This is a genomic window from Pseudomonas sp. LBUM920 (assembly GCF_003852315.1).
In the GTDB taxonomy this organism is placed as follows: Bacteria; Pseudomonadota; Gammaproteobacteria; order Pseudomonadales; family Pseudomonadaceae; genus Aquipseudomonas.
Genome location: NZ_CP027762.1, coordinates 1,067,488 through 1,092,325, shown reverse-complemented (window position 1 = coordinate 1,092,325; position 24,838 = coordinate 1,067,488). Strand labels below are relative to the sequence as shown.

Sequence of the window (24,838 nt, the reverse complement as noted above, 5' to 3'; positions counted from 1 at the left end):
GTGTTTAGCCTCTTGGCTCAATGCTGTCAGCGAGGATCGCCAGCACCAACTGCTGGAAATCCAGACCGGCTGCACGGGCTGCCATAGGTACCAGGCTGTGATCGGTCATACCCGGCGCAGTGTTGACTTCAAGGAACCAGAAATTCCCTTGGTCATCCTGCATCACGTCTGCCCGCGCCCAACCGGCGATACCCAGCGCCTCACAGGCTTTCGCCGTGAGGTCCATCAATTCTTGTTCCTTGGTTGCGTCAAGGCCGCACGGGATCCGGTACTGAGTATCGGAAGCCAGGTACTTGGCGTCGTAATCGTAAAAGGTGTGGGGCGTGCCCAATGCGATAGGCGGCAATACCTGGCCACGCAGGGTGGCGATGGTGTACTCGGGACCGGAAATCCACTGTTCCACCAACACTTGCGAATCGTAGGTACTTGCCGCTTTCCATGCGTCGATCAATTCGGCGGCCGAGTTCACTTTGGCCATGCCGATACTGGAGCCTTCATGGGCTGGTTTGACGATCAAAGGCAGGCCCAGTTCCTTAGCTGCAGAAATACAATCGTCTTCGCTGCACAGCACGCTGTGGCGTGGGGTTGGAATACCCAGGCTGTGCCACACCTGCTTGGTGCGCAACTTGTCCATCGCCAGTGCCGAGGCAAGAATGCCGCTGCCGGTGTAAGGGATGCCGGCGCACTCAAGCAAGCCTTGCATGCTGCCGTCTTCACCGCCACGGCCGTGCAGGATGATAAAGGCCCGGTCGATCTTTTCGGCCTGCAGGCGGGCAAGGAAGTCATCGCCCACGTCGATACCGAACGCATTCACGCCGGCGCTTTGCAGTGCCTCAAGCACGGCATTGCCGGACTTGAGCGAGACCTCACGTTCAGCGCTCTTGCCGCCGAACAGCACGGCTACGCGGCCGAAGTCGGCAGGCGTGATCGTGGAAAACAGGGCGTCGTAGTTCGTGGTCATTTCGACTTCCCCTGCGCCACGGCGAACAATGGGCTCGCAAGCAATTTAGGCGCAAGGCCACCGATGTCGCCGGCACCCTGGCACAGCAGGATGTCGCCGGCGCGCAGCAGTGGCTTGACGATCGGCGCCAGGTCCACACCGCGCTCGATGTAGATCGGGTCCAACTGGCCACGCTGGCGGATGCTGTTGCACAGCTTGCGGCTGTCGGCGCCCGGGATCGGCTCTTCACCGGCCGGGTAGACTTCCATCAGCAGCAGCACGTTGGCATCGGCCAATACATTGACAAAATCGTCGTACAGATCGCGGGTACGGCTGTAGCGGTGCGGCTGGTAAACCATCACCAGGCGGCGCTCCGGCCAGCCACCGCGCACGGCTTTGATCACGGCGGCCACTTCGGTCGGGTGGTGACCGTAGTCGTCGACCAGCATCACGTCGCCGCCGTCTACCGGCAGTTGGCCGTAGACCTGGAAGCGACGGCCAACACCGGCAAAACGCGACAGGCCTTCAACGATGGCTTCATCGCTGACGCCCTCGTCGGAGGCGATGCAGATGGTCGCCAGGGAGTTGAGCACGTTGTGGTTGCCCGGCATGTTCACCGACACATCCAGCGGCTCGCGGTCAGGGCGCAGCACGGTGAAGAAGGTTTGCATGCCTTCCTGGCGCACGTTGATTGCGCGCACGTCAGCGTCTTCGCTGAAGCCGTAGGTCACGGTCGGACGCTTGACCTGCGGCAGGATTTCACGCACCACCGGATCGTCCAGGCATACAACAGCCAGACCGTAGAACGGCAGGTTGTGCAGGAACTCGACGAAGGTTTTCTTCAACTTGTTGAAGTCACCGTCGTAGGTTGCCATGTGGTCTTCGTCGATGTTGGTAACCACCGCGACCAGCGGCTGCAGGTGCAGGAAGCTCGCGTCACTTTCATCGGCTTCGGCGATCAGGTAGCGGCTGGTGCCGAGCTGGGCATTGGTGCCAGCTGCATTCAGACGGCCACCGATCACGAACGTCGGGTCCAGGCCACCGGCCGCGAACACCGAAGCGATCAGGCTGGTGGTGGTGGTTTTGCCGTGCGTACCGGCAACGGCAATACCGTGGCGATAGCGCATCAGCTCGGCGAGCATTTCGGCGCGCGGCACTACCGGAATACGGCGCTCAAGGGCGGTGGCCACTTCCGGGTTGGAGGTGTTCACGGCACTGGAAACCACCAGCACATCAGCCTCGGCGGCGTTTTCAGCGCGGTGGCCGATAAAGATCTGCGCACCGAACGACTTCAGGCGATCCGTGACCGGCGACTCTTTCAAGTCAGAGCCAGACACCTGGTAGCCCAGGTTCAGCAGCACTTCGGCAATCCCGCACATGCCCACGCCGCCGATGCCGACAAAGTGGATGCGACGGATGCGGCGCATCTCGGGTTGTGGCATGGCTTTCTGATTCTCAACCATGGGCCACCTCCAGGCAGATGTCGACCACGGTGCGGGTTGCGTCAGGTTTGGCCAGGCGGCTTGCGGTGCTCGCCATGCTGTTGAGTCGTTCCGGTTGCATCAAAACCTCGGTCAGGCGTGCGGCCAAATCGGCGGCGCCAGTCGTTCTTTGCGGCAGCAGGAAGGCAGCGCCCTCCCCGGCCAAATATTCGGCGTTGCGGGTCTGGTGATCGTCAATCGCGTGGGGCAAAGGCACCAGCAAGGACGGCAGACCGGCGGCGGCCAGTTCACTGACGGTCAGCGCACCAGCGCGACAGACCACCAGGTCGGCCCAGCCATAGGCGTGGGCCATGTCTTTGATGAAGGGCTGCACATTCGCCTCGACACCGGCCTCGCGATAGCGGGCAGCGGTGATTTCATCGTGATTCTTGCCGGCCTGATGGAAGATCTCAGGGCGCAACTCCACGGGGAGTTGGGCCAGCGCTTCGGGCAGCAATTTGTTCAGCGGCTCGGCACCCAGGCTTCCGCCGAGGATCAGCAGATGCGCCTTGCGCCCGGCCAGCGCCTCACGGGCAATGGCCATGAACAGTTCGGTGCGCACCGGGTTGCCGGTGGTGCGCAACTTGTCCGAGGTCGCAAAGGTGTTCGGGAACGCTTCACACACACGCGAGGCCAACGGCACCAGCAGGCGGTTCGCGGTACCGGCGACGGCGTTCTGCTCGTGCACGATCACCGGCACGCCAGCCAGCTTGGCGGCAACACCGCCAGGGCCAGTCACATAACCGCCAAACCCCAGCACGCATACCGGCTTTACTGCACGCATGACTTTGCGCGCCTGCCACACCGCCTTGAGCAACACGAACGGCGCCTTGAGCAGGGACAACTTGCCCTTGCCACGCAAGCCTGTGACGTTGATCAAATGCAGCGGCAAGCCGGCATTGGGCACCAATTCATTTTCGATGCCGCGCGGCGTGCCGAGCCAATGCACGGTGTAGCCGCGGTTCTGGAATTCACGCGCGCACGCCAGGGCCGGGAACACGTGGCCCCCGGTGCCGCCCGCCATGATCAGCACGTTAGCGCCCATGGTTCGGCTCCTCGGCAAAATCGCTTTCGCTGAATTCCATCTCTTCGCTGCCCAGGTGGGTTCGACTCTCCCACTCGATGCGCAGCAATAACCCCAGGCACGCGCAGCAAATCACCAACGAACTGCCGCCGTAACTGAGGAACGGCAAGGTCAGGCCCTTGGTCGGTAACAAGCCGACGTTCACGCCGATGTTGATCAGGAACTGGCCGATCCACAGGAACGACAAGCCGTACGCCACATAGGCGGCGAAATACTGTTTGGCCTTCTCGGCCCACAAGCCGATGTACATGCCGCGTACACACACGAACACGAACAGCGCGACGGTGCACAGCGAACCGACCACGCCGAGCTCTTCGGCGAGTACCGAGAACACGAAGTCGGTGTGCGCTTCGGGCAGGTAGAACTGCTTCTGCACGCTGTTGCCCAGGCCCACACCCAGCCACTCGCCGCGACCAAAGGCGATCAGCGCCTGGGTCAGCTGGTAGCCGGAACCGAACTGATCGGACCACGGGTCGGTAAAGGTAATCAGACGGGCCATCCGATAGGGCTGCGCCTGCACCAGCACCGTCACGGCGGCCACGGCCAGCACCACCATCAAGGTGAAACGGAACAGGCCGACGCCACCGAGGAACAGCATCGCGGCGGCCGCGCCCATCATCACGACGGTGGCACCGAAGTCGGGCTCCATCAGCAACAGACCGGCCATTGGCAGCAGCACGATGAATGGCTTGAAGAAGCCCATCCAGCTTTCGCGCACTTCCTTCTGACGGCGTACCAGGTAACCGGCCAGGTAGATCACCACGAACACCTTGGCGATTTCCGACGGCTGCACGTTGAACGCACCGAAGCCGATCCAGCGCATCGAGCCGTTCACCTCGCGGCCGATGCCGGGCAGGATCACCATGATCAACAGGCCGAACGCACCGATCAGCATCATCCAGCCCAGGCGCTGCCAGGTGGCGATCGGGATCATCATGGTGACGATGCACGCGCCAAGGCCGATCACCAGGTACACCAAGTGGCGGATCATCATGTACAGGGTGTTGCCCGACTGCACGGCGGCCACTTCGGAGGACGCCGAGGTGATCATCACCAGGCCCAGGCCCAGCAGCGCCAGGCAACCGGCGAGCATCGGGAAATCAAGGTCGACGCCACGGCCGGTAATGATCGGGGACGGGTACGGTTTGATGATATTTCTGAAATTCATGCCAAGGCCTCCACGGCGCGAGCGAACAGCTGGCCGCGCTCTTCGTAGTTCTTGAACATGTCGAAACTGGCGCACGCTGGCGACAGCAGCACGGCATCACCCGGCTGGGCCAGGGCTTTGCACTGAGCGATGGCGTCGTCCAGGGACGTCGCGCGTACTTGCGGCACGGCGTCACCGAGGGCAGCGGCGATCAACTCAGCATCACGGCCCATCAGCACCACGGCGCGACAATGGGCAGCCACCGGGCCTTTAAGGTCCTTGAAGTCGGCGCCTTTGCCATCGCCACCGGCGATCAGCACCAGCTTGCCTTCGATATCGGCGCCAAGGCCTTCGATGGCAGCCAGGGCAGCACCGACGTTGGTGGCCTTGGAATCGTTGTAATAGCTGACGCCGTTGAGGTCGCGCACCCACTGGCAACGGTGCTCAAGCCCGGCAAATGTGCGCAGGCTTGCGAGCATGGCGTCGAACGGCAGGCCAACAGCGTGACCGAGTGCCAGCGCCGCCAGGGCATTGGACTGGTTATGCGCGCCACGAATTTTCAGCTCGCGCACCGGCATCAGGTTCTGGAATTCGAAGGCCAGGTATTTCTCGCCGTTCTCTTCGCGGATGCCGAACGCTTTGAAGTCCGGTTTGCCGAGGCCGAAGGTCCAGCACGGCAGGCCCTCGCCCATCAGCGGACGGCTCAGGGCGTCCTGGCGGTTGACCACCACTTGCCGGGCACCGCGGAAGATCCGGTGCTTGGCCAGGTGATAGGCCGGCAGGCCGCTGTAGCGGTCCATGTGGTCTTCACTCACATTCAACACGGTGGCGACTTCGGCGCCCAGGTCGTGAGTGGTTTCGAGCTGGAAGCTCGACAGTTCCATCACGTACAGCTCGACGTCGTCGCTGAGCAGGTCCAACGCCGGCGTGCCGAGGTTACCGCCCACGGCCACGCGCTTGCCGGCCGCAACCGCCATCTCGCCGACCAGGGTGGTCACGGTGCTTTTCGCGTTGGAACCACTGATGGCCACAATCGGCGCTTTCGCGTTGCGCGCGAACAGGTCGATATCGCCGGAGAGCTTCACGCCACGTGCGGCAGCGGCTTGCAAAGCCGGTGTCGCCAGGGCCAGGCCGGGGCTCACGTAGAGCTCATCGGCGCGGCACAGAAACTCGACATCCAACTCGCCACAACGCACTTCCACGTGCGGGTAGTCACGGCGCAGCGTGACCAGCTCCGGTGGATTTTCCCGCGTATCGGCGACGGCAAACGACGTGCCCCGGTTCGCCAGGAAGCGAACCAGGGACATGCCGCTTTTGCCGAGGCCGACAACGATGCGGAAGTGGTCTGAAGCGATCAGGGACACTCGTTTCTACCTCAGTTTCAGGGTGGCAAGGCCGACCAGTACCAGAATCACGGTGATGATCCAGAAACGGACAATCACGCGTGGCTCGGGCCAGCCCTTGAGTTCAAAGTGGTGGTGAATCGGCGCCATGCGGAACACGCGGCGCCCGGTCAATTTGAAGGAAGCCACCTGGATGACCACCGACAGGGTTTCCATCACGAACACACCGCCCATGATGAACAACACGATTTCCTGGCGAACAATCACCGCGATGGTGCCCAAGGCTGCGCCCAGCGCCAGCGCGCCGACGTCGCCCATGAAGACTTGTGCCGGGTAGGTGTTGAACCACAAGAAACCCAGGCCGGCGCCGATCAGCGCGCCGCAGAACACAATCAGTTCGCCCGCGCCCGGTACGTACGGGATCAGCAGGTATTCAGCGAATTTCACGTTACCCGACAGGTAGCAGAAGATGCCGAGCGCACCGCCGACCATCACCGTCGGCATGATCGCCAGGCCGTCGAGGCCGTCGGTCAGGTTGACCGCGTTGCTGGAGCCGACGATCACGAAGTAGGTCAGCACCACGAAGCCGATGCCCAGTGGAATGCTGGCGTCCTTGAGCATCGGAATGATCAGGGTGGTTTCAACTGCGCTTGGCGCGGTGGTGTAAAGGAAGATCGCGGCGGCAAGGCCGAATACCGACTGCCAGAAATACTTCCAGCGGCTTGGCAGCCCCTTGGAGTTTTTCTCGATCACTTTGCGGTAGTCATCGACCCAGCCGATGGCGCCGAACAACAAGGTCACCAACAGCACCACCCACACGTAGCGGTTATGCAGGTCGGCCCAGAGCAAGGTGCTGATGCCGATGGACGAGAGGATCAGCGCGCCGCCCATGGTCGGGGTGCCGGATTTGGACAGGTGCGACTGCGGGCCGTCATTGCGAACCGATTGACCAATTTGCAGGTTCTGCAGGGTGCGGATCATCCACGGCCCCAGGAACAGCGACAGAGACAGCGCGGTCAGCACACCCAGAATCCCGCGCAGGGTCAGGTACTGAAAGACCGCGAAGCCTTTGTGGAACTGTTGCAGATACTCAGCCAGCAGCAGCAGCATTAATGTTTCTCCGTACTTGAGCCACACAAGGCCGCGACGACGTTTTCCATCACCGCGCTGCGCGATCCCTTGATCAAAATGGTTGTGTGTTTGTCTTGTTCAGCCACGCCCAGCGCCTGGATCAGCTCGGCCTGGGTTGCGAAATGCCGCGCGCCGAGGCCGAAGGCATCGACGGCGTGTGCCATGTTCGGGCCGACGGCATAGAGCGCGTCGACTTTTCCGCTGGCGTAGGCGCCGACTTCGCGGTGGCCTTGCTCTGCCCAGTCGCCCAATTCGCCGATATCACCCAGCACCAGAACCTTGCGCCCGGCAAAGCCCTTCAGCAGGTCAACAGCGGCATTAATGGAGGACGGGTTGGCGTTGTAGGTGTCGTCGATTACGCGCATGCCGTTGGTTGCCAGTTGCGCAACGGTGCGGCCCTTGACCGGCTGCACTGCGCCCAGGCCGGTAGCAATACCAAACAGCGACACACCCAGGGCATGCGCGGCGGCGGCGGCGGCCAAGGCGTTGGCAACGTTGTGGTTGCCGAGCAGATTCAATTGAACATGCTCGTCGCCTTGCGGGGTGTGCAAGGTGAAGGACGGGCACCCTCGGGCGTCAACGGTGATGTGGGAGGCGTAAAAATCAGCGGCGGCATTGGCCACGGCAAACGTCAGCACCTTGCGACCGGCGGCACGTACACGCCAGGTGTCGAAGGCCTTGTCGTCGAGGTTCAATACTGCGGTGCCGGATGCATCGAGGCCTTCAAGGATTTCGCCCTTGGCTTCGACGATTTTCTCTGGGCCACCGAACTCGCCAACGTGGGCGGTGCCGGCATTGTTGATGATCGCCACGTGAGGCTTGGTCAGCGCCACGGTGTAGGCGATTTCGCCGATGCGCGACGCGCCCAGCTCGATCACTGCCGCCGTGTGTTCCGGGGCCAGCTCGAGCAGGGTCAGCGGCGCGCCGAGATCATTGTTCAAGTTGCCACGGGTGGCGAGCACCGGCCCGCGCGTACGCAGGACACCGGCGAGCAGTTCCTTGACCGTGGTTTTGCCGCTGGAGCCGGTGATGGCTGCAACCGGTTTATCGAAGGCGGCGCGGTTCAATGCACCCAACTGGCCCAAGGCCAAACGGGTATCTGCAACCCGCAATTGCGGCAGGGTGGAATCGGTCACTTCACGCTGCACCAATGCACCCACGGCACCTTTGGCGGCGACATCGTTCAGGTAGTCGTGACCATCAAAACGCGGGCCGGCCAAGGCGACAAACAATTGCCCGGGCTTGATGTTACGGCTGTCGATACTGACGCCGTCGAAGCTGCAATCGCTCGACACTACGGGGGCCGACAGGGCCTGGGTCAGTTCGCTGAACGTCATCGCTTTAAGCATGGGCGACCTCCCAGGCGGTCAAGGCATGATCGGCCTCGACCAGATCGGAGAAGGCATGGCGCTCGCCGTTGATTTCCTGATAGTCCTCGTGACCTTTGCCGGCCAGCACCACCACGTCGTCAGCACTGGCGCTGGCGATCAACTGGGCAATAGCGGCACCGCGACCGGCCACGAAAGTTGCCTTGGACGCGTCTTTAAAGCCGACACGGATATCGTCGAAAATCTGGCTTGGGTCTTCGCTGCGCGGGTTGTCGTCGGTGACGAGCACGCCATCGGCGAGACGCTCGACGATCTCGGCCATCAACGGACGTTTGCCGCGGTCACGATCGCCGCCGCAGCCGAACAGGCACAGCAACTTGCCCTTGGCGTGTGGGCGCAGGGCTTCGAGGATTTTTTCCAAAGCGTCCGGGGTGTGGGCGTAATCGACCACTACCAGCGGCTGCGAACCCCCGCCCAAACGCTGCATGCGACCGGCCGGGCCTTCGAGCTTGGGCAACACACGCAGGATTTCATCCAGTGCGTAATCCAGGCCAAGCAACGCACCGATGGCAGCCAGCACATTGCTCAGGTTGAAACGGCCGAGCAAGGTGCTGCGCAAGTGGTGCTCGCCCTGCGGCGTGACCAACGTGGCGAGCACGCCTTCGTCATTGAATTGGGCTTCGCGGCAATACAGGTACGCGCTGGAGTCTTCCAGGCTGTAGGTGATCAGGCGCGATTCGCTGTCCTCGGCTGCCAACTGGCGGCCAAAAGCGTCATCGAGATTCACCACACGGCATTTCAGGTCATTCCAGGCGAACAGCTTGGCCTTGGCGGCGGCGTACGCCTCCATGGTGCCGTGGTAGTCGAGGTGATCGCGGGACAGGTTGGTCATCACCGCCACATCGAACGCCAGAGCGGTAACACGGCCCTGGTCCAGACCGTGTGAAGAGACTTCCATGGCAACCGCCTTGGCACCGGCCTTTTTCAGGTCGGCCAGGGTCGCTTGCACGGCAATCGGGTTTGGCGTGGTGTGCAGGCCGCTTTGCAGCGCGCCATAAAAGCCGGTACCGAGCGTGCCGACAATGCCGCAGTGCTGCCCCAGCAGGTCAAGCGCCTGGGCGACCAATTGGGTCACGCTGGTCTTGCCGTTGGTGCCGGTCACGCCGATCAGGTTCAGTTGACGGCTTGGGTCGCCATAAAAGCGCCCGGCGATGTCCGAGAGCTGCGCAGCCAGGCCTTTGACCGGAATCAACGGTACGTCGGTGATTGGCAGCACGGTAGCGCCTTCCACTTCGTACGCCACGGCTGCCGCGCCACGTTGCAGGGCATCGGCGATGTGCGCACGGCCATCGAACTTGCCGCCAGGCACGGCCAGGAACAGGTCACCGGCGCGTACGTTACGGCTGTCCAGGCTCAACTCGCGAATCAGCAGATCGCGTCCGGCGTGGGCAAAAATCTTGTTCAAGCTAAGAGACATCAGCCGCGCCCTCCATTGGCTTTGGCAGCAGCGGCCGGTGGTCCGGCGTTCGCTTGTTGAGTCGGCGGCAGGTTGTCCGGCGTAATGTTCATCAGGCGCAGGGTGCCGGACATCACTTTGCTGAACACCGGCGCCGATACCAGGCCACCGAAGTAGCCGGCCTTGCTTGGCTCATCGATCACAACAACGATGGCGTAACGCGGATCGCTCATCGGGCCGAAGCCGGCGAACAGCGAGCGGTACGAGTTCTCGGCGTAGCCTTTGGTACCGACCGACGTTTTACGTGCGGTACCGGACTTGCCTGCCACGTGATACGCCGGCACCTGGGCACGGAACACGCCGCGCGGCGCTTCGATCACTTGTTGCAGCATGCCTTGCATGGTCTTGGCGACGTTTTCCGGGATCACCTGGGTGGCTTTCGGGGCTTCGTCGACGTGGATCAGGCTCAGTGGAACCATGCGGCCATTGTTGGCCAATACAGAGAAAGCGTGAGCCAGCTGGATCGCGGTCACCGACAGGCCGTAGCCATAGGAAAGCGTGGCCGTCTCGGCCTTTTTCCAGTCGCGATAGTTCGGCAGGTTGCCCACGCGCTCGCCTGGGAAGTCCAGCCCGGTGGGTTGGCCCAGGCCGATTTTCTGCGCCAGGTGATAGATGGTTTCGCCGCCGATATCGAAGGCGACTTTACTCATGCCGACGTTACTGGAGTTGATCAGAATACCTGTCAAATCCAGCACCGGACCTTCAGTGCGGGACACGTCACGAATGGTGTATTTGCCCAGCTGCAAGGTGCCTGGGTAAACCTCGACTTTGTCGCTCGGTTTCCAGCGCCCGGTTTCCAGGGCCGCACTCATGGAGATGGCTTTCATGGTCGAACCCGGCTCGAACACGTCGATCATTGCGCGGTTACGCATCATCGCCGGTTGCAGGTTGCGACGGTTGTTCGGGTTGTAGGTCGGCTGGTTGACCATGGCGAGGATCTCGCCGGTCTTCACGTCCATGATCACCAGGCTGCCGGCCTTGGCGCCGTTCTCGATGATCGCGTTACGCAGCTCGCGGTTGGCCAGGTATTGCAGGCGCAGGTCAATCGACAACGCCAAGGGCTTACCGGCCTTGGCGTTTTTGGTGACCTGGACATCCTTGATCAGTCTGCCGCGTCGATCCTTGATGACCTGCCGTTTGCCGGGAACCCCAGCCAGCCATTCGTCGTAGGCCAGTTCCACGCCTTCACGGCCGTGGTCATCGATGTCGGTGAAGCCAACCATGTGCGCGGTGGTTTCGCCGGCCGGGTAGAAACGACGAAACTCCTCGATGCCATAGACACCGGGGACTTTAAGGTCGAGCACCTGCTGGCCCTGTTCAGGGGTCAGCCCGCGAACCAGGTAGATGAATTCTTTATTGGCCTGGGCTTCCAGGCGCTCGGACAAGGCTTTTGGGTCCTGGCCCAGGGCGGCGGCCAGTTCCGGCCACTTGTCCTTGGCGACCTGCAATTCCTTGGCGTTGGCCCACAGCGTGGTTACCGGAGTACTGACGGCCAGAGGCTCGCCATTACGGTCGGTGATCAGACCGCGGTGTGCAGGAATCGGGATATGCCGCAGGCTCCGGGCGTCGCCCTGGCCGATCAGGAAGTCACGGTCAACCACTTGCAGGTCGATAATCCGCCAGGCAATCGCGCCCACCATCAACGCCAGCAAACCCAGCATCAGGCGGAAGCGCCAAGGGTAGAGTGCGCCTTCAAGTTTCATCATGGCGCCACCATCCGAACTTCGGCCGCGCCCGGAATGTGCATTTTCAACTGCTCGGTCGCCAGCACTTCGATGCGGCTATGGGCGGTCCAGGTGCTTTGCTCGAGGATCAACCGGCCCCACTCCGCCTGCGCTTTATCACGCACGCTCAATTCCCCGTACAGGGTATTGAGCAATTGACGGTTGTAGTGGGCGCTGTAGGACACCGCAATCGCGGACACCAGCACGCCGATAAACAGCAGCAACATAAAGAAGCTGCCGCCCGGAAGGGGCTTGGCGAAAAGCTTGCTCACCGCAACTTCTCCGCAACGCGCATGACGGCGCTACGGGAACGAGGGTTGGCCTTGAGTTCGGCTTCGGAAGCGAACTGCGCTTTGCCATGGATTTTGATTTTCGGCACAAAGGCTTCGAAACGCACCGGCAAGTTCCGCGGCAGGTTATCGGACTCGCCCTTGACCAGACGACGCATGAACAGTTTGACGATGCGGTCTTCCAGGGAGTGGAAGCTGATCACCACCAGGCGACCGCCCACTTCCAAGGCTTCCAGCGCGGCTTCGAGACCGGCTTCCAGATCGCCCAATTCGTTGTTGACGTGAATGCGCAGGCCCTGGAACGCACGGGTCGCCGGGTTCTTGCCCTTTTCCCAGGCAGGGTTGGCGACTTTGAGCACTTCGGCCAGGTCAGCGGTGCGTTCGAACGGCTGAATTTCACGGCGTTCGACCACAGCGCGGGCCATGCGCCCGGCGAAGCGTTCTTCACCGTATTCCTTGAACACGCGGGCAATTTCTTCCACCGGCGCGGTGGCGATGAACTGCGCGGCACTGACACCACGGGTGGGGTCCATGCGCATGTCGAGCGGGCCGTCGTTCATGAAACTGAAGCCGCGCTCCGGGTCATCGAGCTGCGGCGAAGACACGCCCAGATCGAGCAAAACCCCGGCCACCTTGCCTGCCATGCCGCGCTCGGCGACTTCCGCACCCAGCTCGGCAAAGCTACGCTGCACAACGACAAAGCGGCCGTCTTCGGCCGCTAGCGCTTGCCCGGTGGCAATCGCTTGAGGGTCTTTGTCGAACCCGAGGAGCTTACCGTCGGACCCGAGCTGGCTGAGTATCAACCGACTGTGCCCGCCCCGGCCGAAAGTGCCATCCAGATAGCAGCCATCCGCGCGTACGGCGAGAGCCTCAACGGCTTCGTCAAGCAGTACGGTGATGTGGTTAAAGCCGCTATCAATAGTCACAGGATCAAATCACGCAGTTCATCAGGCATCGCGCCCGGTTGTTGAATAGCAGCCAGGTCCGCTGCAGAAACAGCATCCCAGGCATCTTCGTCCCACAATTGGAACTTGTTCAGTTGGCCCACCAGCATTGCGCGCTTATCCAGCTTGGCGTACTCGCGCAAGCGCGGCGGCACCAGAAAACGCCCACTGCCATCGAGTTCGAGGTCGACGGCATTACCAATCAGCAAACGCTGCAGGCGGCGGTTTTCTTCACGCAATGAAGGCAGAGCGCGCAACTTGGTTTCGATCAACTCCCACTCATCGAGCGGGTAAACACACAAACAAGGGTCAACGGCATCAATCGTGATGATTAACTGGCCTGAACTTCGCGAAATGAGCTCGTCACGATACCGGCTCGGCATGGCGAGACGGCCTTTTGCATCGAGACTGATAGCGTTAGCTCCGCGAAACACAGATGCGTTTCTCCAAATTTTAGCGTTTTACGTTCAAAAAACCCACTTTGTGCCACTTTCCGCCACTTGCGCACACTATAGGAATGCGCCCACCACACCGTCAAGGCGCGGATTCAAGGAAAAGCCTTACAGAACGGAGATTTAGGAGTGTAAAAGGAGGAGAAACGCGAGTTCGGCGATGTTTTTGACTCAACAACCGCAAATAGCTCATGGAGCTATGGCTTAAAGTTAAAGTAATTTATTAAGAGTAAGATTTTTTTGGTATTACGAAGATGCATCTGCCAATGATTTGGCAGGGAGGGATTCTTGCGTTACTACCGGGTTTCTGCACGAGATTCGGACAGAAGGAAAAAAGGTGGAGAGTCGATCTGTAAGCCGGGTTCTGTCTTGAACAGTCATTCGTCTACGATGGCCATCACTGGACATCTTTAGCAACCTACCCGGTCCCAGCGCGGGCCACGCCTTGGGACCCTATTTGGTCTTGCTCCAAGTGGGGTTTACCTAGCCACGAACTGTTGCCAGTCGTGCGGTGCGCTCTTACCGCACCTTTTCACCCTTACCGGCACCGAAGTGCTTAGGCGGTTATTTTCTGTGGCACTTTCCGTAGGCTCACGCCTCCCAGGCATTACCTGGCACTTCGCCCTATGGAGCCCGGACTTTCCTCCCCCCCCTAATTTTCATAGAAGGCAGCGACTGTCCAATCGACTCTCCGCCGCGCAGGTTAACGGCACGGCGGGCTGAGGACAAGTATTAAAAGCGCAGCAATGCCATCACGTTCGGACGGAATGCCGGTTCGCCCCCGGAACTATTCGGCTTTCTGTTTATCCAGCGCGACCTGATACAGCACATTCTTGCGCACGCCGGTAATTTCAGCGGCCAGCGCTGCAGCACGCTTGAGGGGCATTTCCTTGAGCAGCAAATCGAGAATGCGCATGGCCTCGCTGCCCACAGCATCCTCATCCTCCGGCGCCGCCCAACCGGCCACCAGCACCACACACTCGCCACGCTGTTGATTGCTGTCGCCTTCGACGAAGGCACGCAACGCTTCCAACGGCAGGCCCTTGAGGGTTTCGAACGTCTTGGTCAGCTCACGCGCCAGCAGCGCAAGGCGCTCGCCGCCAAACACCAGTTCCATGTCTTGCAGGCATTCAAGGATGCGGTGCGGGGCTTCATAGAAGATCAACGTACGCGGTTCTTCCTTAAGTGCCTGAAGCCGCGCGCGGCGCCCAACGGTCTTGGCCGGCAGGAAGCCCTCAAAGATAAAACGATCCGACGGCAACCCGGCAGCCGATAATGCAGCAATCAGCGCGCACGCTCCCGGAACAGGCACTACATTGATACCAGCGGCTCGCGCCTGGCGGACCAAGTGGTAGCCGGGATCGGAAATCAGCGGCGTACCGGCATCGGAGATCAGCGCCACATCGTCGCCGGCCAGCAGGCGCGTGATAAAACGGCTGCCTTCTTCGCGTTCGTTATGTTCGTGGCAGGCGGCCAAGGGCGTGCTGATACCAAAATGCTGCATCAACCGCTGGGAATGCCGTGTGTCTTCCGCCGCGATCAATTTTACGTCGCGCAACACTTTCAGCGCCCGGGCACTGATGTCGTCCAGGTTGCCAATGGGCGTCGCCACGACAAAAAGCGAGCCTGCAGTGGAATTCAAAGGACCTGGAGCAGTCAAAACGCACACCTCGATGGTTGGGAAAAGTCGCATTGTAGCGCGTAGGCGCCTCGATAATATGCCCTCAAGGTCGGCCGTCGATGGCTGTTGGCAGCATTTGCACGACCTAAATCGACGGTTTCACGCCAGTAACATCGCGCCTGGGCCAGTGCTTGGGTACAATTCCACGCTAATTTGATCGGTATCAGGAACACTTACATGATCGCTTGCCTGCGGCTGCTCTCCGCCCTCTGCCTCGCTGCCTTATTGGCTGCCTGCGCCAGCTCGCCCTCGTCCAGCCTTGGCGACCTCCCCCGGACCCCGGATGCCAGTATCGAGCAACTGCTCGAACAGGCTACCTCCGCCAACACGCCAGAAAAGGCCGCGATGCTGCGCCTGAGTGCGGCTGACCTGGCCTACCACCAGAACAACCCTGGGCGTTCGTCGCAGATTCTCGCGCAGGTGCCCCTGGATGTCCTGAAGCCGGCCGCGCAAGTGTTTGCCAGCACCCTGGCCGCCGAACTGGCCATGGCGCGCAATCAGCCCAAGGCTGCATTGGCAGCCCTGAACCATCCCAGCCTGCAGAGCCTGAAGGAGCTGCCGACCGATCAGCAGATCCGCACCGGCACCGTGCATGCCCGCGCCTATGAGGCCGATGGGCAGACCCTGGCCGCCGCGCGAGAGCGTGTCGCCATGGCTGCGCTGCTGACGGGCGACGCTGCCAACAGCAACCACGAAGCTATCTGGGCGCTGATTGCCGCGCTGCCGGCTGACCAGTTGCAAGCCAGCGGTAACCCGACGCTTGATGGCTGGATCAGCCTGGCCAAAGCCGTCAAAGGCGCCGGCACCCTGGAGCAACAACAAGCCGCGATCGACACTTGGCGCGCGCAGAACCCTGAGCACCCGGCCGCAGTGCAACTGCCGACGCCGCTGACCAAGCTCAAGGAACTGGCCAGCCAGCCGCTGAACAAGATCGCCCTGCTACTGCCGCAGGACGGTCCGCTGGCTGCGGTCGGCAAGGCGCTGCGCGAAGGCTTCATGGCGGCTCACTACCAGGCTGAACAAGCCGGGCAGAAACCGCCGGTCATCGAGTTCTATGACAGCTCGCGCCTGACCTCCCTCGACGACTTCTATGCCAAGGCCCAGGCCGCCGGCGTACAACTGGTCGTCGGCCCGCTGGAAAAACCGCTGGTCAAACAACTCGCAGCTCGCCCGCAACTGCCGATCGCGACGCTGGCGCTGAACTACAGCGAATTGAATGAAAACCCGCCACAGCTGTTCCAGTTCGGCCTGGCCGCTGAAGACGAAGCCCGCGAAGTCTCGCGCCGTGCCCGCGCCGACGGCTTGCACCGCGCCGCCGCCATGGTGCCGCGTGGCGAATGGGGTGAGCGTGTCTACAAAGCCTTCCGCCAGGATTGGGAAGCCAATGGCGGCACCGTCGTCGGCGTCGAGTACGTTGACCAGCCGGTCGCCCTCGCCCAGCAGATTGCCGACCTGTTCCAGCTGCGCAAAAGCGAAGGTCGCGCCAAGAGCCTGCAAAGCGCCGTTGGCACTGACGTAGCGGCGCAACCGTCGCGCCGCCAGGACATCGAGTTCATCTTCCTGGCGGTGACGCCGCAATTGGCCCAGCAGATCAAGCCGACCCTGAACTTCCAGTACGCCGGCGACGTGCCTGTGTATGCGACGTCCCATGTGTTCAGCGCCAGCGGCGACAAGAACCAGTACCTGGACATGACCAACGTCATGTTCTGCGAAACCCCTTGGCTGCTCAACACCACCGACCCGCTGCGCAACCAGGTTGCCGCGCAATGGCCACAAGCCAATGGCAGCCTGGGCCGCCTGTACGCGATGGGCGCCGACGCCTACCGCCTGGCACCGCGCCTGGGTCAACTCAAGGCGCTGCCGGATACGCGCGTCGACGGCCTCTCGGGCAGCCTGGGCATCAGCGCCAACCAGCGTGTCGACCGCCAGATGCCGTGGGCGAAATTCGTTGGTGGTGACATCCAGCGCCTGCCGGACACCTCGCGCTGATGCCCGAGCGGTCCAGCGCACAAAGCGGCAAGGATGCCGAACTTCAAGCCCTCCAGTATCTGCAACGACAGGGTCTGCGCCTTCTGGCGCAGAACTGGTTGTGTAAACGCGGTGAGCTTGATCTGGTCATGCTTGACGGCGATACAGTAGTATTCGTCGAAGTCCGCTACAGAAAACACGCACAATGGGGTGGCGCGCTCGCCAGTATCGACGGGCGCAAGCGTCAGAAGCTGATACTCGCCGCGCAGTTTTTCCTGCAAAAAGAGCATCGCTGGGCTGACTCCCCCTGCCGTTTCGATGTGGTTGCCATAGAAAGCACACCGTCTGGCCCCGCTGATCTGAATTGGCTTAAAGATGCCTTCGACAGCTGATTCACCGGACATCTTCACCACACACTTTTGCTCTTTGCTTTGCGGGCTGCACATTCCTGTGCCAAACAGCCGCGCTACTTAAGGTCACACAGATGGACATGCAATCCCGAATTCGCCAGCTTTTCCAAGCCAGCATCGACACCAAGCAACAGGCGATGGACGTACTTGCACCGCACATCGAGCAAGCCAGTCAGGTCATGGTCAATGCCTTGCTCAACGAGGGCAAAATGCTTTCGTGCGGCAACGGCGGTTCGGCCGGTGATGCCCAGCACTTTTCCTCCGAGCTGCTCAACCGCTTCGAGCGCGAGCGCCCGAGCCTGCCGGCCATTGCCTTGACCACCGACACGTCGACGATCACCTCGATCGCCAACGACTACAGCTACAACGAAATCTTCTCCAAACAGATTCGCGCCCTGGGCCAACCCGGCGACGTGCTGCTGGCGATCTCCACCAGCGGCAACTCGGCGAACATTATTCAAGCGATCCAGGCCGCACATGATCGCGAAATGATTGTCGTAGCATTGACCGGTCGTGACGGCGGCGGCATGGCCTCGCTGCTGTTGCCGGAGGACGTTGAAATCCGCGTCCCGGCCAATGTCACTGCACGCATTCAAGAAGTCCACCTGCTGGCGATCCACTGCCTGTGCGATCTGATCGACAGCCAACTGTTCGGGAGTGAAGAATGACCGTTAACCGCCTCAGCCTTTTGGCCATTACGCTGTGCCTTGCCATCAGCGGCTGCAGCACGGCAATCACCGCGACACGTGACACACCGATTCAGGATGACCGGGGCACACGTACTTTCGGCAGCACAATCGACGACTCGCTCATCGAAACCAAGGTCAAGGTCAACGTCGCCAAGGCCGCTACAGACTTGGGCAATGGTGCCTCGCGCATTGTGGTTACCAGCTTCAACGGCGTGGTACTGCTGGCCGGCCAGACGCCGCGTGCGGAGCTCAAGGCCCAGGCAGAACAAGCCGCCTCGTCGGTCCAGCGGGTCAAGAAGGTCCACAATGAACTGCAGGTCATGGACCCTATTACCCTGCTGGCCATCAGTAACGATGCGTTGCTGACCACCAAAATCAAGGCGCAGATGCTTACCGACAGCGCCGTGCCGGGCTCGCGCATCAAAGTCGTCACCGATAACGGCATCGTTTACCTGATGGGCCTGCTGACCCAGGCGGAAGCCACGCGCGCGTCCAACCTGGTTCAGGGTGTGTCCGGCGTACAGAAGATCGTAAAAGTGTTCGAATACATCGACTGATGTCATTCGCAGCCACAAAAAAGGGCGCCGTGCACTGACTGCACGGCGCCCTTTTTAGTGGCCCGCGTTTATTGGTACTGCTGGTACGGGTTGCCCTGGAACTGGTTGTTCTGCTGTGGCGCTTGTTGCTGTTGTTGCTGCTGACCTGGTTGGCCGTATTGCTGACCTGGGATCGGGCCGAGGTTGACCTCTACGCGACGGTTTTGCGCACGGCCATTCACGTCGGCGTTGCTGGCAATCGGATTATCCGGGCCGGCACCGCGCGCACTCAGGTTGGTCGGGCTCACGCCCTGCGACGTCAGGTAGTTGGCCACGCTCTGTGCACGACGCTGGGACAGGTCCATGTTCAACTGGCGGCTGCCGGTGCTGTCGGTGTAGCCGACAATCTGGATGGTGTTCTGGTTGAACTGCTTCAGCGAGTTCGCCAGGTTGTTCAGTGGCGTATAGAAGCTGCTGGCAATCGCGTCCGAGTTGGTGGCAAAGGTAATGTTACCCGGCATGATCAACTTGATCTGGTCGCCCTGGCGCTGCACTTCAACACCGGTGTTGGCCATGCTTTCACGCAGTTTCTTTTCCTGCTGGTCGGCGTAGTAGCCGTAACCGGCGGCGCCGATACCGGCGATAGCACCACCGATCAGTGCACCCTTGCCACGGTTGTTATGGTCGATGGCTGCACCGGCCAATGCGCCAGCCAGCGCACCCAGGCCGCCGTACTTGGCGGTTTTGCTGATACCGCCTTGCGAACCATCATTTGCCTGCCCCTGGCTGCCGTCATAAGGATTGGGCGAGGCGCAGCCGGACAACAGGGCTACGGCGGTGGCAACAACAAGAAGACGACGCGGAGTAAACATGAAGGGAGCTCCTACTTTTGCATTCTGTGGTGCAAAGGACATTGGCAATGGACCTGTGCCGGGTTTTGAACGCGACAAACGGTAAAAATTCCGTGGCCATCGCCCCTGCTGTGACAAAGGCTGGCCAGCATCACCGCTAAGGAAACCGTAGCAGACCCAGGCTGAACGCGAGCTGCGACGACGATTCTTTGTATAGAACAGCCTCACACCCTTGGTTATTCCCTACGCCCGCACAAACGGATTCTCACGCATCTCATCGCCCAACCGGGTGTCCGGCCCGTGCCCGGTAACCACCGTCGCGCCCTCATCCAGGGTGTACAAACGCTGCTTGATCGAACGCACGATAGTCGCCTGGTCCCCACCCCACAGGTCGGTCCGCCCTACGCCGCGCTTGAACAACGTGTCGCCGGCAATCAACAACTTGGCATCGGCAAACCAGAAGCTCATCGAACCTGGCGTATGCCCTGGCGTGTGCAAGGCCACGCCGCAACCACAGGCCAACGCCTCATCATCTTCCAACCAGCGATCCGGCGACGGCACCGGCGTATAAGGCACGCGAAACATCTGGCACTGCATTTCCAGGTTATCCCACAGGAATTTATCATCCTTGTGCAGATGCAAAGTGGCGCCGGTTTTCTCTTTCAATTGGCCGGAAGCCAGGAAGTGATCGAGGTGCGCATGGGTATGGATGATGCTCACCACCTTGAGGCCCAACGCCTCCAGGCGAGCCAGGATCAGCTCGTGATTGCCGCCGGGGTCGACCACGATGGCTTTTTTGGTGATCGGGTCACCGATGATGGTGCAGTTGCACTGCAACGGGCCGACGGGGAAGGTTTCGCGAATCAGGGCTGGTAGCTGAGACATCAGAGCGAACTCGATCATTTGTAAGTCAGCGATTTTGGCACAAATGCGTTGCTGCCTACCCCAACAACCCCATCTCCTGCGCCCGCGCTACTGCCTGGGTTCGGCGTTCCACGCCCAGCTTGCTGTTGATATGGCTGGCGTGGGTTTTCACCGTGTGCAGGGAGATAAACAACTGGTTGCTGATCTCCTGGTTTGAGCAGCCCTGGGCGATCAGTTGCAGCACTGCCAGCTCGCGGGTGCTGAGGGTTTCGTGCGTGGGCAGGGCCTCGGCGGCGGCAACCACCGGCAGCAGCGCCAACAGGCTTTGGTTCAACAACGCATGCGGGGTCTTGCCGAGTTGCTCGCGCATCCAGTCAGGATAACGTTCCAGCAGACGCTGGAACGGTTGCAGTGCGCCACCAACGCCCGCCTCGAGCGCCTGGGCCACGATCGGCCGCGCCTTGGCTTCCTGGCCGCACTCCAGCAATACATGCGCCTGCTGGGTCAGGGCCATCAGGGCAATCATCTGGCGCCCGCTGTTATGCGCCTGCTGCGCCAGCTCTTCGAGGCGCTGCAGGGCCGCAGCCGGTTGATGGCGGATCGCATCGAGTGCGGCCTGCTGCAGCCCGATGTGTTGCGCCAGGTGCGGATGAAACTCCGGTGCGGCGGCGGCGTGCTCACCGTTATAGGTCTGCCCCAGGCGGGTCAGCCAGGCGTCGGCGAGGTCGGTGCGGCCTTGGGCCAGCCATAATTCGCATTTGATCAGGGTGATCATCGCCAGGTAATAGATCGGCGGCACGTCCCAGATATGCATCAAGCGCTCGGCTTCGGCAAGTTCGGCGAAGGCCTTGGCGAAATCACCGCGCCGCCCTTCGAAATTGGCGATCACACAATGCCCGATGAGCACGCTGATATCGCGGCAGGCGCGCGCTTCGCTCAGGCCGGCACGCAAGCGGGCAAGGCCAGCGTCTGACTGATAACGCACCAGCAGCAGGTAACCTTCGTACAGCGATAGCCGCGCGCGTACGGCGTACAGCCGTTGAGGCGCAAGGCCCTGCAGGCGTTGCAGCCCCTGGCGCACTTCGTCCAGAGAACGCAGAATTTCGCCGCGCGCCTGCAACACGCGCGCGCGGTCGTAATGGGCCAGGGCCTCGAACAGCGGGTTGCCGACGCGCTGCGCCAGCTCCAGGGATTCGCGATTCAGGCCACGCGCGCGCCACAGGTCGGCATCGACAATAGCCAGGTTGGACAGGGTCGACAGGCACATCAGGCGCTGGCCATAGCGTTTGTGCGGCAGGCTTTCCAACGCCTCGCTGCAATAACGCTGGGTCAATTCACGATCACCTCGCCCGCGGGCGATGATCCCGCTCAGCGCCAGCCATTGGGCCAGCATCGACTTTTGCGCAGTGGCCGACGGCGCCGGCAGGAAGCGACTGAGGTAGCCTGACAATTCTTCTGCCGCATCCAACTGGCACGCCAACCCCAGCGCCCAACTGTAGAGCACGATCAAGCGCGGCGTGCTGATCAGCAGGCTGTCGGGCAAGTCCATCTTCCAGCGCAGCAGCATGCCCACATTCTGCTCGGCCAGCAGTTGCTCCTCTGACAGGTTCTGCACCAGGTTTGCCGCCACATCGAGGTGGCCGGCGCGCAATGCCTGCTCTACGGCTTCGTCGATAAAACCCTGGGCGTTGAACCATCGACAGGCCCGCAAGTGCAGGCTGGCAATCGGCAAGGTGGCATTGCTCACGCGGCGCGTGCGCAGCAAATCGGAAAACAAATGGTGGTAACGGTACCAGTGGCCCTGTTCATCCAGCGGCACCAGAAACACCTGATGGGCCTGCAAATAGCGCAGGATTTCCGCGCTGTCGTGGGCCTCGCGCACGGCGTCGCACAGCTCGCTGCAGAAACGATCCTGAGGCGCCGTGTCGTACAGGAACGCCTGCACTTCAACCGGCAGGCAGTCGATGACCTCTTCGAGCAGGTAATCACGAATCAGCCCTTCGCCACCGTGCAAGCTGTGCGGCAACGCGCTTTCATTGCCCGCTTCGGCGATTGCCAATAGCCAGAAACGCAGGCCGGCGACCCATCCTTCACTGCGCCGGATCAAGTTGTCCAGCGCCTCGCCGCGCAACGAACTGCTGTGCCGATCCAGCACGGCCAGCGATTCGTCGTGGGTCAGGCGCAGGTCCTGTTCGTGCAGCTCCAGCAGGTGCCGGGACAGCCGCAGGCGCGCCAGGTGCCAGTCGGGACGTTGGCGGCTGGTGACCATGACCACCAGCCCATCGGGTAAATGATTCAAGAAAAACTGCAGGCAACGATCCAGCACCGGACCCTGAGCCAGATGGTAGTCATCCAGTACCAGCAACAAGGGCGCACGCGTGGACAAGTGCAACGTCAGCTCATCGAGCAGGCCGTCGAGCCATTCTTCAAAGGCAAAGGGTTGGTGACGCTGGCGCATTTTCAGCAGGCCCAGGGATTGGGCGCCGAGTTGCGGGAAATACTGTTGCAAACCGTCGAGCAGGCGCTCGAGGAAACGGCCCGGGTCGTTATCGCGTGGGCTCAGGCCCAGCCACAGGCTTTGCCAATGCGCCGGCAAACTCTGGCAGAACTCTACCGCCAGCGAACTCTTGCCGAACCCCGCCGGAGCGCTGACCAGTAGCAATCGCCCCTCCAGGCCAGCACTCAGCCGTTCGCACAGGCGCGGGCGCAGCACATAGCCGTCAGGCAAAGGTGGCCTGTAGAAGCGCGCTTCCAGGGTCGGAATTACTGCGCTTGCAGGCCCTTGGATTCGGGACAGATCAGTCATCGCCGGGCTCTTGTAGAAGGCTGTTGTCGGCATTGCAGATGTCCGCAGACTAGCGGTAAAAGCGGCAGGGTTGTAGATCTTTGCAACATTTACCTGAAAAAGAACTACGACAAAAAATGTGAGAGCTGCCTTGCGCAAGGCTGGCTTGTGTGGGAGCTGGCTTGCCTGCGATAGCATCAACTTGGTGTAACTGATACACCGAGGCGCCTGCATCGCGGGCAAGCCCGACTCCCACACAAGCCAGCTTTACACAAGCCAGCTCCCACATTGTCGAGTGAGTGTTGCTTAACGCACGCCATCCTGGCGCAGGGCCGCCGGGGTGAAGTCGCTGGTGGTGGCGGTAAAGCCGAAGTCATACGCCTGCTTCTCTTCGTTCTTCATGCCCAGGGCCAGGTAACGGCCGGACTGCAGGTCGTAGAGGGTTTCGAGGGCATACCACGGCACTTGTTTGTCGTAGTAGTTCTCAGCGTGAGCTTCAGCCACGCGCCACAATTGGCCACGGCCATCGTAGTGGTCGATCACAGCGGCTTGCCAGGTGTCTTCGTCGATGAAGAAGTCACGCTTGGCGTAGATGTGGCGCTGGCCTTCCTTCAAGGTTGCGACCACGTGCCAGACGCGACGCAGCTCATAACGTGCCAGGTCCTGGTTGATGTGGCCGGCCTTGATGATGTCGACGTACTTGAGCTTCGGATCGTCGATCTTGTAGCTGTTGGAGGCGATGTAGATTTCTTTCTTGCCTTCCAGCTTCCAGTCGTAGCGGTCCGGTGCGCCGTTGTACATGTCGAGGTTGTCGGAGGTACGCAGGCCATCGGCGGCGGTGCCCGGCCCGTCATAGGACACTTGCGGCGCCCGGCGAACACGGCGTTGGCCGGCGTTGTAGACCCACGCCGAACGCGGCTCCTTCACCTGGTCGAGGGTTTCGTGCACCAACAGCACACCACCGGCCAGACGTGCCGGCGCGGTCACTTGCTGCTTGAAGTAGAACAGCACGTTGCCCGGGTTTTTCGGGTCGTAGTCCTTCATCTTGTCGCGGAACACAAACTGATCGCGAAAGTACACCAGACTGAACGAGCCGTTGGTTTGCGGCGTGGCCTGGGTGACCAGACGCGTCACGCTGCCGCCGCGATAGCGGGTGATGTGGTTCCAGATCACTTCCACGCCGCTTTTGGGGATCGGAAACGGAACCGCGGTTTCGAAATTTTCCAGGCCGTTGCCGCCAGACACGAGGTTGGTGTTGGTGGCGTTCTTCTTGATGGCGGCGAACACATCAGCCGGCACGGTAGCGCCGCGATGGGTCGGGTAGACCGGCATCTTGAAGGTGTCCGGGTAACGCTTGAACATCGCGTACTGCCCCGGCGCCAGCTTGTCTTTGTACTGCTCGACGTTCTGCGCGGTGATCGTGAACTGCGGCTGCTCGCTGGCATACGGGTTGGCGAGGAAACCACGGGCATCCACGGCGCCGGCATTGGTGGGCAGCGGCGACCATTTGGGGATGGTACCGGCCGCGTTACCGGCCATCTCTGCGCCCATCGGGGTCAGGGTCGTGCCCAGCTTGGCGGCTTCATCGGCCGAAACTGCTGCCATGACGCTACCCGCCATGATCGACAGCCCAAGCACACCCACGTGCAACAGACTTTTAGTTATTTTCATGTT

General features: G+C 61.3%; 21 protein-coding genes and 1 other RNA gene. 4 read left to right on the top strand and 18 right to left on the bottom strand.

Annotated features, from left to right (window positions below):
• Positions 1-4 precede the first annotated feature (4 nt).
• From C4J83_RS04910 to rsmI, 14 genes are all read right to left on the bottom strand, one after another.
• Positions 5-961 carry a D-alanine--D-alanine ligase gene (locus C4J83_RS04910; protein ID WP_119735335.1) on the bottom strand — a complete coding sequence of 319 codons (957 nt, stop codon included), beginning with the start codon at positions 959-961 and terminating at the stop codon, positions 5-7.
• The gene (gene murC / locus C4J83_RS04905; protein ID WP_106579563.1) at positions 958-2,403 is read right to left on the bottom strand and encodes a UDP-N-acetylmuramate--L-alanine ligase; all 1,446 of its coding nucleotides are present in this window, start codon (positions 2,401-2,403) and stop codon (positions 958-960) included. Before murC ends, C4J83_RS04910 begins: the two co-directional genes overlap by 4 nt.
• Entirely contained in the window at positions 2,396-3,466 is a 1,071-nt protein-coding gene (murG, locus tag C4J83_RS04900; protein WP_124416460.1) for an undecaprenyldiphospho-muramoylpentapeptide beta-N-acetylglucosaminyltransferase, read from the bottom strand. Before murG ends, murC begins: the two co-directional genes overlap by 8 nt.
• Positions 3,456-4,673: a putative lipid II flippase FtsW gene (gene ftsW, locus C4J83_RS04895; protein WP_106579565.1), complete on the bottom strand. Its 1,218-nt coding sequence runs from the start codon at positions 4,671-4,673 to the stop codon at positions 3,456-3,458. The genes murG and ftsW overlap by 11 nt, the downstream gene beginning before the upstream one ends.
• Positions 4,670-6,016, bottom strand: a complete 1,347-nt coding sequence (gene murD / locus C4J83_RS04890) for a UDP-N-acetylmuramoyl-L-alanine--D-glutamate ligase (protein WP_124416459.1) — start codon at positions 6,014-6,016, stop codon at positions 4,670-4,672. The genes ftsW and murD overlap by 4 nt, the downstream gene beginning before the upstream one ends.
• Before the next feature lie 6 nt (positions 6,017-6,022).
• Positions 6,023-7,105 carry a phospho-N-acetylmuramoyl-pentapeptide-transferase gene (gene mraY, locus C4J83_RS04885; RefSeq protein WP_003171875.1) on the bottom strand — a complete coding sequence of 361 codons (1,083 nt, stop codon included), beginning with the start codon at positions 7,103-7,105 and terminating at the stop codon, positions 6,023-6,025.
• On the bottom strand, positions 7,105-8,475 hold the full coding sequence (locus C4J83_RS04880; protein WP_124416458.1) for a UDP-N-acetylmuramoyl-tripeptide--D-alanyl-D-alanine ligase: 1,371 nt from the start codon (positions 8,473-8,475) through the stop codon (positions 7,105-7,107). The genes mraY and C4J83_RS04880 overlap by 1 nt, the downstream gene beginning before the upstream one ends.
• The gene (locus tag C4J83_RS04875) at positions 8,468-9,931 is read right to left on the bottom strand and encodes a UDP-N-acetylmuramoyl-L-alanyl-D-glutamate--2,6-diaminopimelate ligase (protein WP_124416457.1); all 1,464 of its coding nucleotides are present in this window, start codon (positions 9,929-9,931) and stop codon (positions 8,468-8,470) included. Before C4J83_RS04875 ends, C4J83_RS04880 begins: the two co-directional genes overlap by 8 nt.
• On the bottom strand, positions 9,931-11,673 hold the full coding sequence (locus C4J83_RS04870; RefSeq protein ID WP_164487968.1) for a peptidoglycan D,D-transpeptidase FtsI family protein: 1,743 nt from the start codon (positions 11,671-11,673) through the stop codon (positions 9,931-9,933). Before C4J83_RS04870 ends, C4J83_RS04875 begins: the two co-directional genes overlap by 1 nt.
• Positions 11,673-11,966, bottom strand: a complete 294-nt coding sequence (gene ftsL, locus C4J83_RS04865; RefSeq protein WP_016974244.1) for a cell division protein FtsL — start codon at positions 11,964-11,966, stop codon at positions 11,673-11,675. Before ftsL ends, C4J83_RS04870 begins: the two co-directional genes overlap by 1 nt.
• Positions 11,963-12,910, bottom strand: coding sequence for a 16S rRNA (cytosine(1402)-N(4))-methyltransferase RsmH (rsmH, locus tag C4J83_RS04860; RefSeq protein ID WP_012722289.1), 948 nt, complete (start codon positions 12,908-12,910; stop codon positions 11,963-11,965). Before rsmH ends, ftsL begins: the two co-directional genes overlap by 4 nt.
• Positions 12,907-13,362 (bottom strand): division/cell wall cluster transcriptional repressor MraZ, encoded by a 456-nt coding sequence (gene mraZ, locus C4J83_RS04855; RefSeq protein ID WP_003171868.1) that lies wholly within the window; start codon positions 13,360-13,362, stop codon positions 12,907-12,909. The genes rsmH and mraZ overlap by 4 nt, the downstream gene beginning before the upstream one ends.
• A gap of 355 nt (positions 13,363-13,717) precedes the next feature.
• Positions 13,718-14,071, bottom strand: an RNA gene (rnpB, locus tag C4J83_RS04850) — RNase P RNA component class A.
• 96 nt (positions 14,072-14,167) lie between these two features.
• Complete coding sequence (rsmI, locus tag C4J83_RS04845) at positions 14,168-15,073, bottom strand: 16S rRNA (cytidine(1402)-2'-O)-methyltransferase (RefSeq protein WP_164487909.1); 906 nt, start codon at positions 15,071-15,073, stop codon at positions 14,168-14,170.
• Positions 15,074-15,238: 165 nt separating this feature from the next.
• Here rsmI and C4J83_RS04840 point away from each other — a divergent pair, with 165 nt between their 5' ends.
• The 4 genes from C4J83_RS04840 (at position 15,239) to C4J83_RS04825 (ending at position 18,685) form a co-directional block, all read left to right on the top strand.
• Positions 15,239-17,050 carry a penicillin-binding protein activator gene (locus tag C4J83_RS04840; protein WP_124416456.1) on the top strand — a complete coding sequence of 604 codons (1,812 nt, stop codon included), beginning with the start codon at positions 15,239-15,241 and terminating at the stop codon, positions 17,048-17,050.
• On the top strand, positions 17,050-17,421 hold the full coding sequence (locus C4J83_RS04835; RefSeq protein ID WP_124416455.1) for a YraN family protein: 372 nt from the start codon (positions 17,050-17,052) through the stop codon (positions 17,419-17,421). Before C4J83_RS04840 ends, C4J83_RS04835 begins: the two co-directional genes overlap by 1 nt.
• Before the next feature lie 92 nt (positions 17,422-17,513).
• Positions 17,514-18,107 carry a phosphoheptose isomerase gene (locus C4J83_RS04830; protein ID WP_003216190.1) on the top strand — a complete coding sequence of 198 codons (594 nt, stop codon included), beginning with the start codon at positions 17,514-17,516 and terminating at the stop codon, positions 18,105-18,107.
• Positions 18,104-18,685 (top strand): BON domain-containing protein, encoded by a 582-nt coding sequence (locus C4J83_RS04825; RefSeq protein WP_106579572.1) that lies wholly within the window; start codon positions 18,104-18,106, stop codon positions 18,683-18,685. The genes C4J83_RS04830 and C4J83_RS04825 overlap by 4 nt, the downstream gene beginning before the upstream one ends.
• Positions 18,686-18,753: 68 nt before the next feature.
• On the opposite strand, the gene C4J83_RS04820 is transcribed toward C4J83_RS04825, so the two are convergent.
• The 4 genes from C4J83_RS04820 to C4J83_RS04805 all read right to left on the bottom strand — a co-directional run bounded on the left by C4J83_RS04820 (position 18,754) and on the right by C4J83_RS04805 (position 24,835).
• Positions 18,754-19,536 carry a YiaD family glycine zipper/OmpA-like lipoprotein gene (locus C4J83_RS04820; protein WP_106579573.1) on the bottom strand — a complete coding sequence of 261 codons (783 nt, stop codon included), beginning with the start codon at positions 19,534-19,536 and terminating at the stop codon, positions 18,754-18,756.
• A 222-nt stretch (positions 19,537-19,758) separates the two neighbouring features.
• On the bottom strand, positions 19,759-20,400 hold the full coding sequence (locus C4J83_RS04815) for an MBL fold metallo-hydrolase (protein WP_106579585.1): 642 nt from the start codon (positions 20,398-20,400) through the stop codon (positions 19,759-19,761).
• A 55-nt stretch (positions 20,401-20,455) separates the two neighbouring features.
• The gene (locus tag C4J83_RS04810; RefSeq protein ID WP_119735344.1) at positions 20,456-23,185 is read right to left on the bottom strand and encodes a winged helix-turn-helix domain-containing protein; all 2,730 of its coding nucleotides are present in this window, start codon (positions 23,183-23,185) and stop codon (positions 20,456-20,458) included.
• A gap of 285 nt (positions 23,186-23,470) precedes the next feature.
• Positions 23,471-24,835 carry a DUF1329 domain-containing protein gene (locus C4J83_RS04805; RefSeq protein WP_106579575.1) on the bottom strand — a complete coding sequence of 455 codons (1,365 nt, stop codon included), beginning with the start codon at positions 24,833-24,835 and terminating at the stop codon, positions 23,471-23,473.
• Positions 24,836-24,838: the final 3 nt, after the last annotated feature.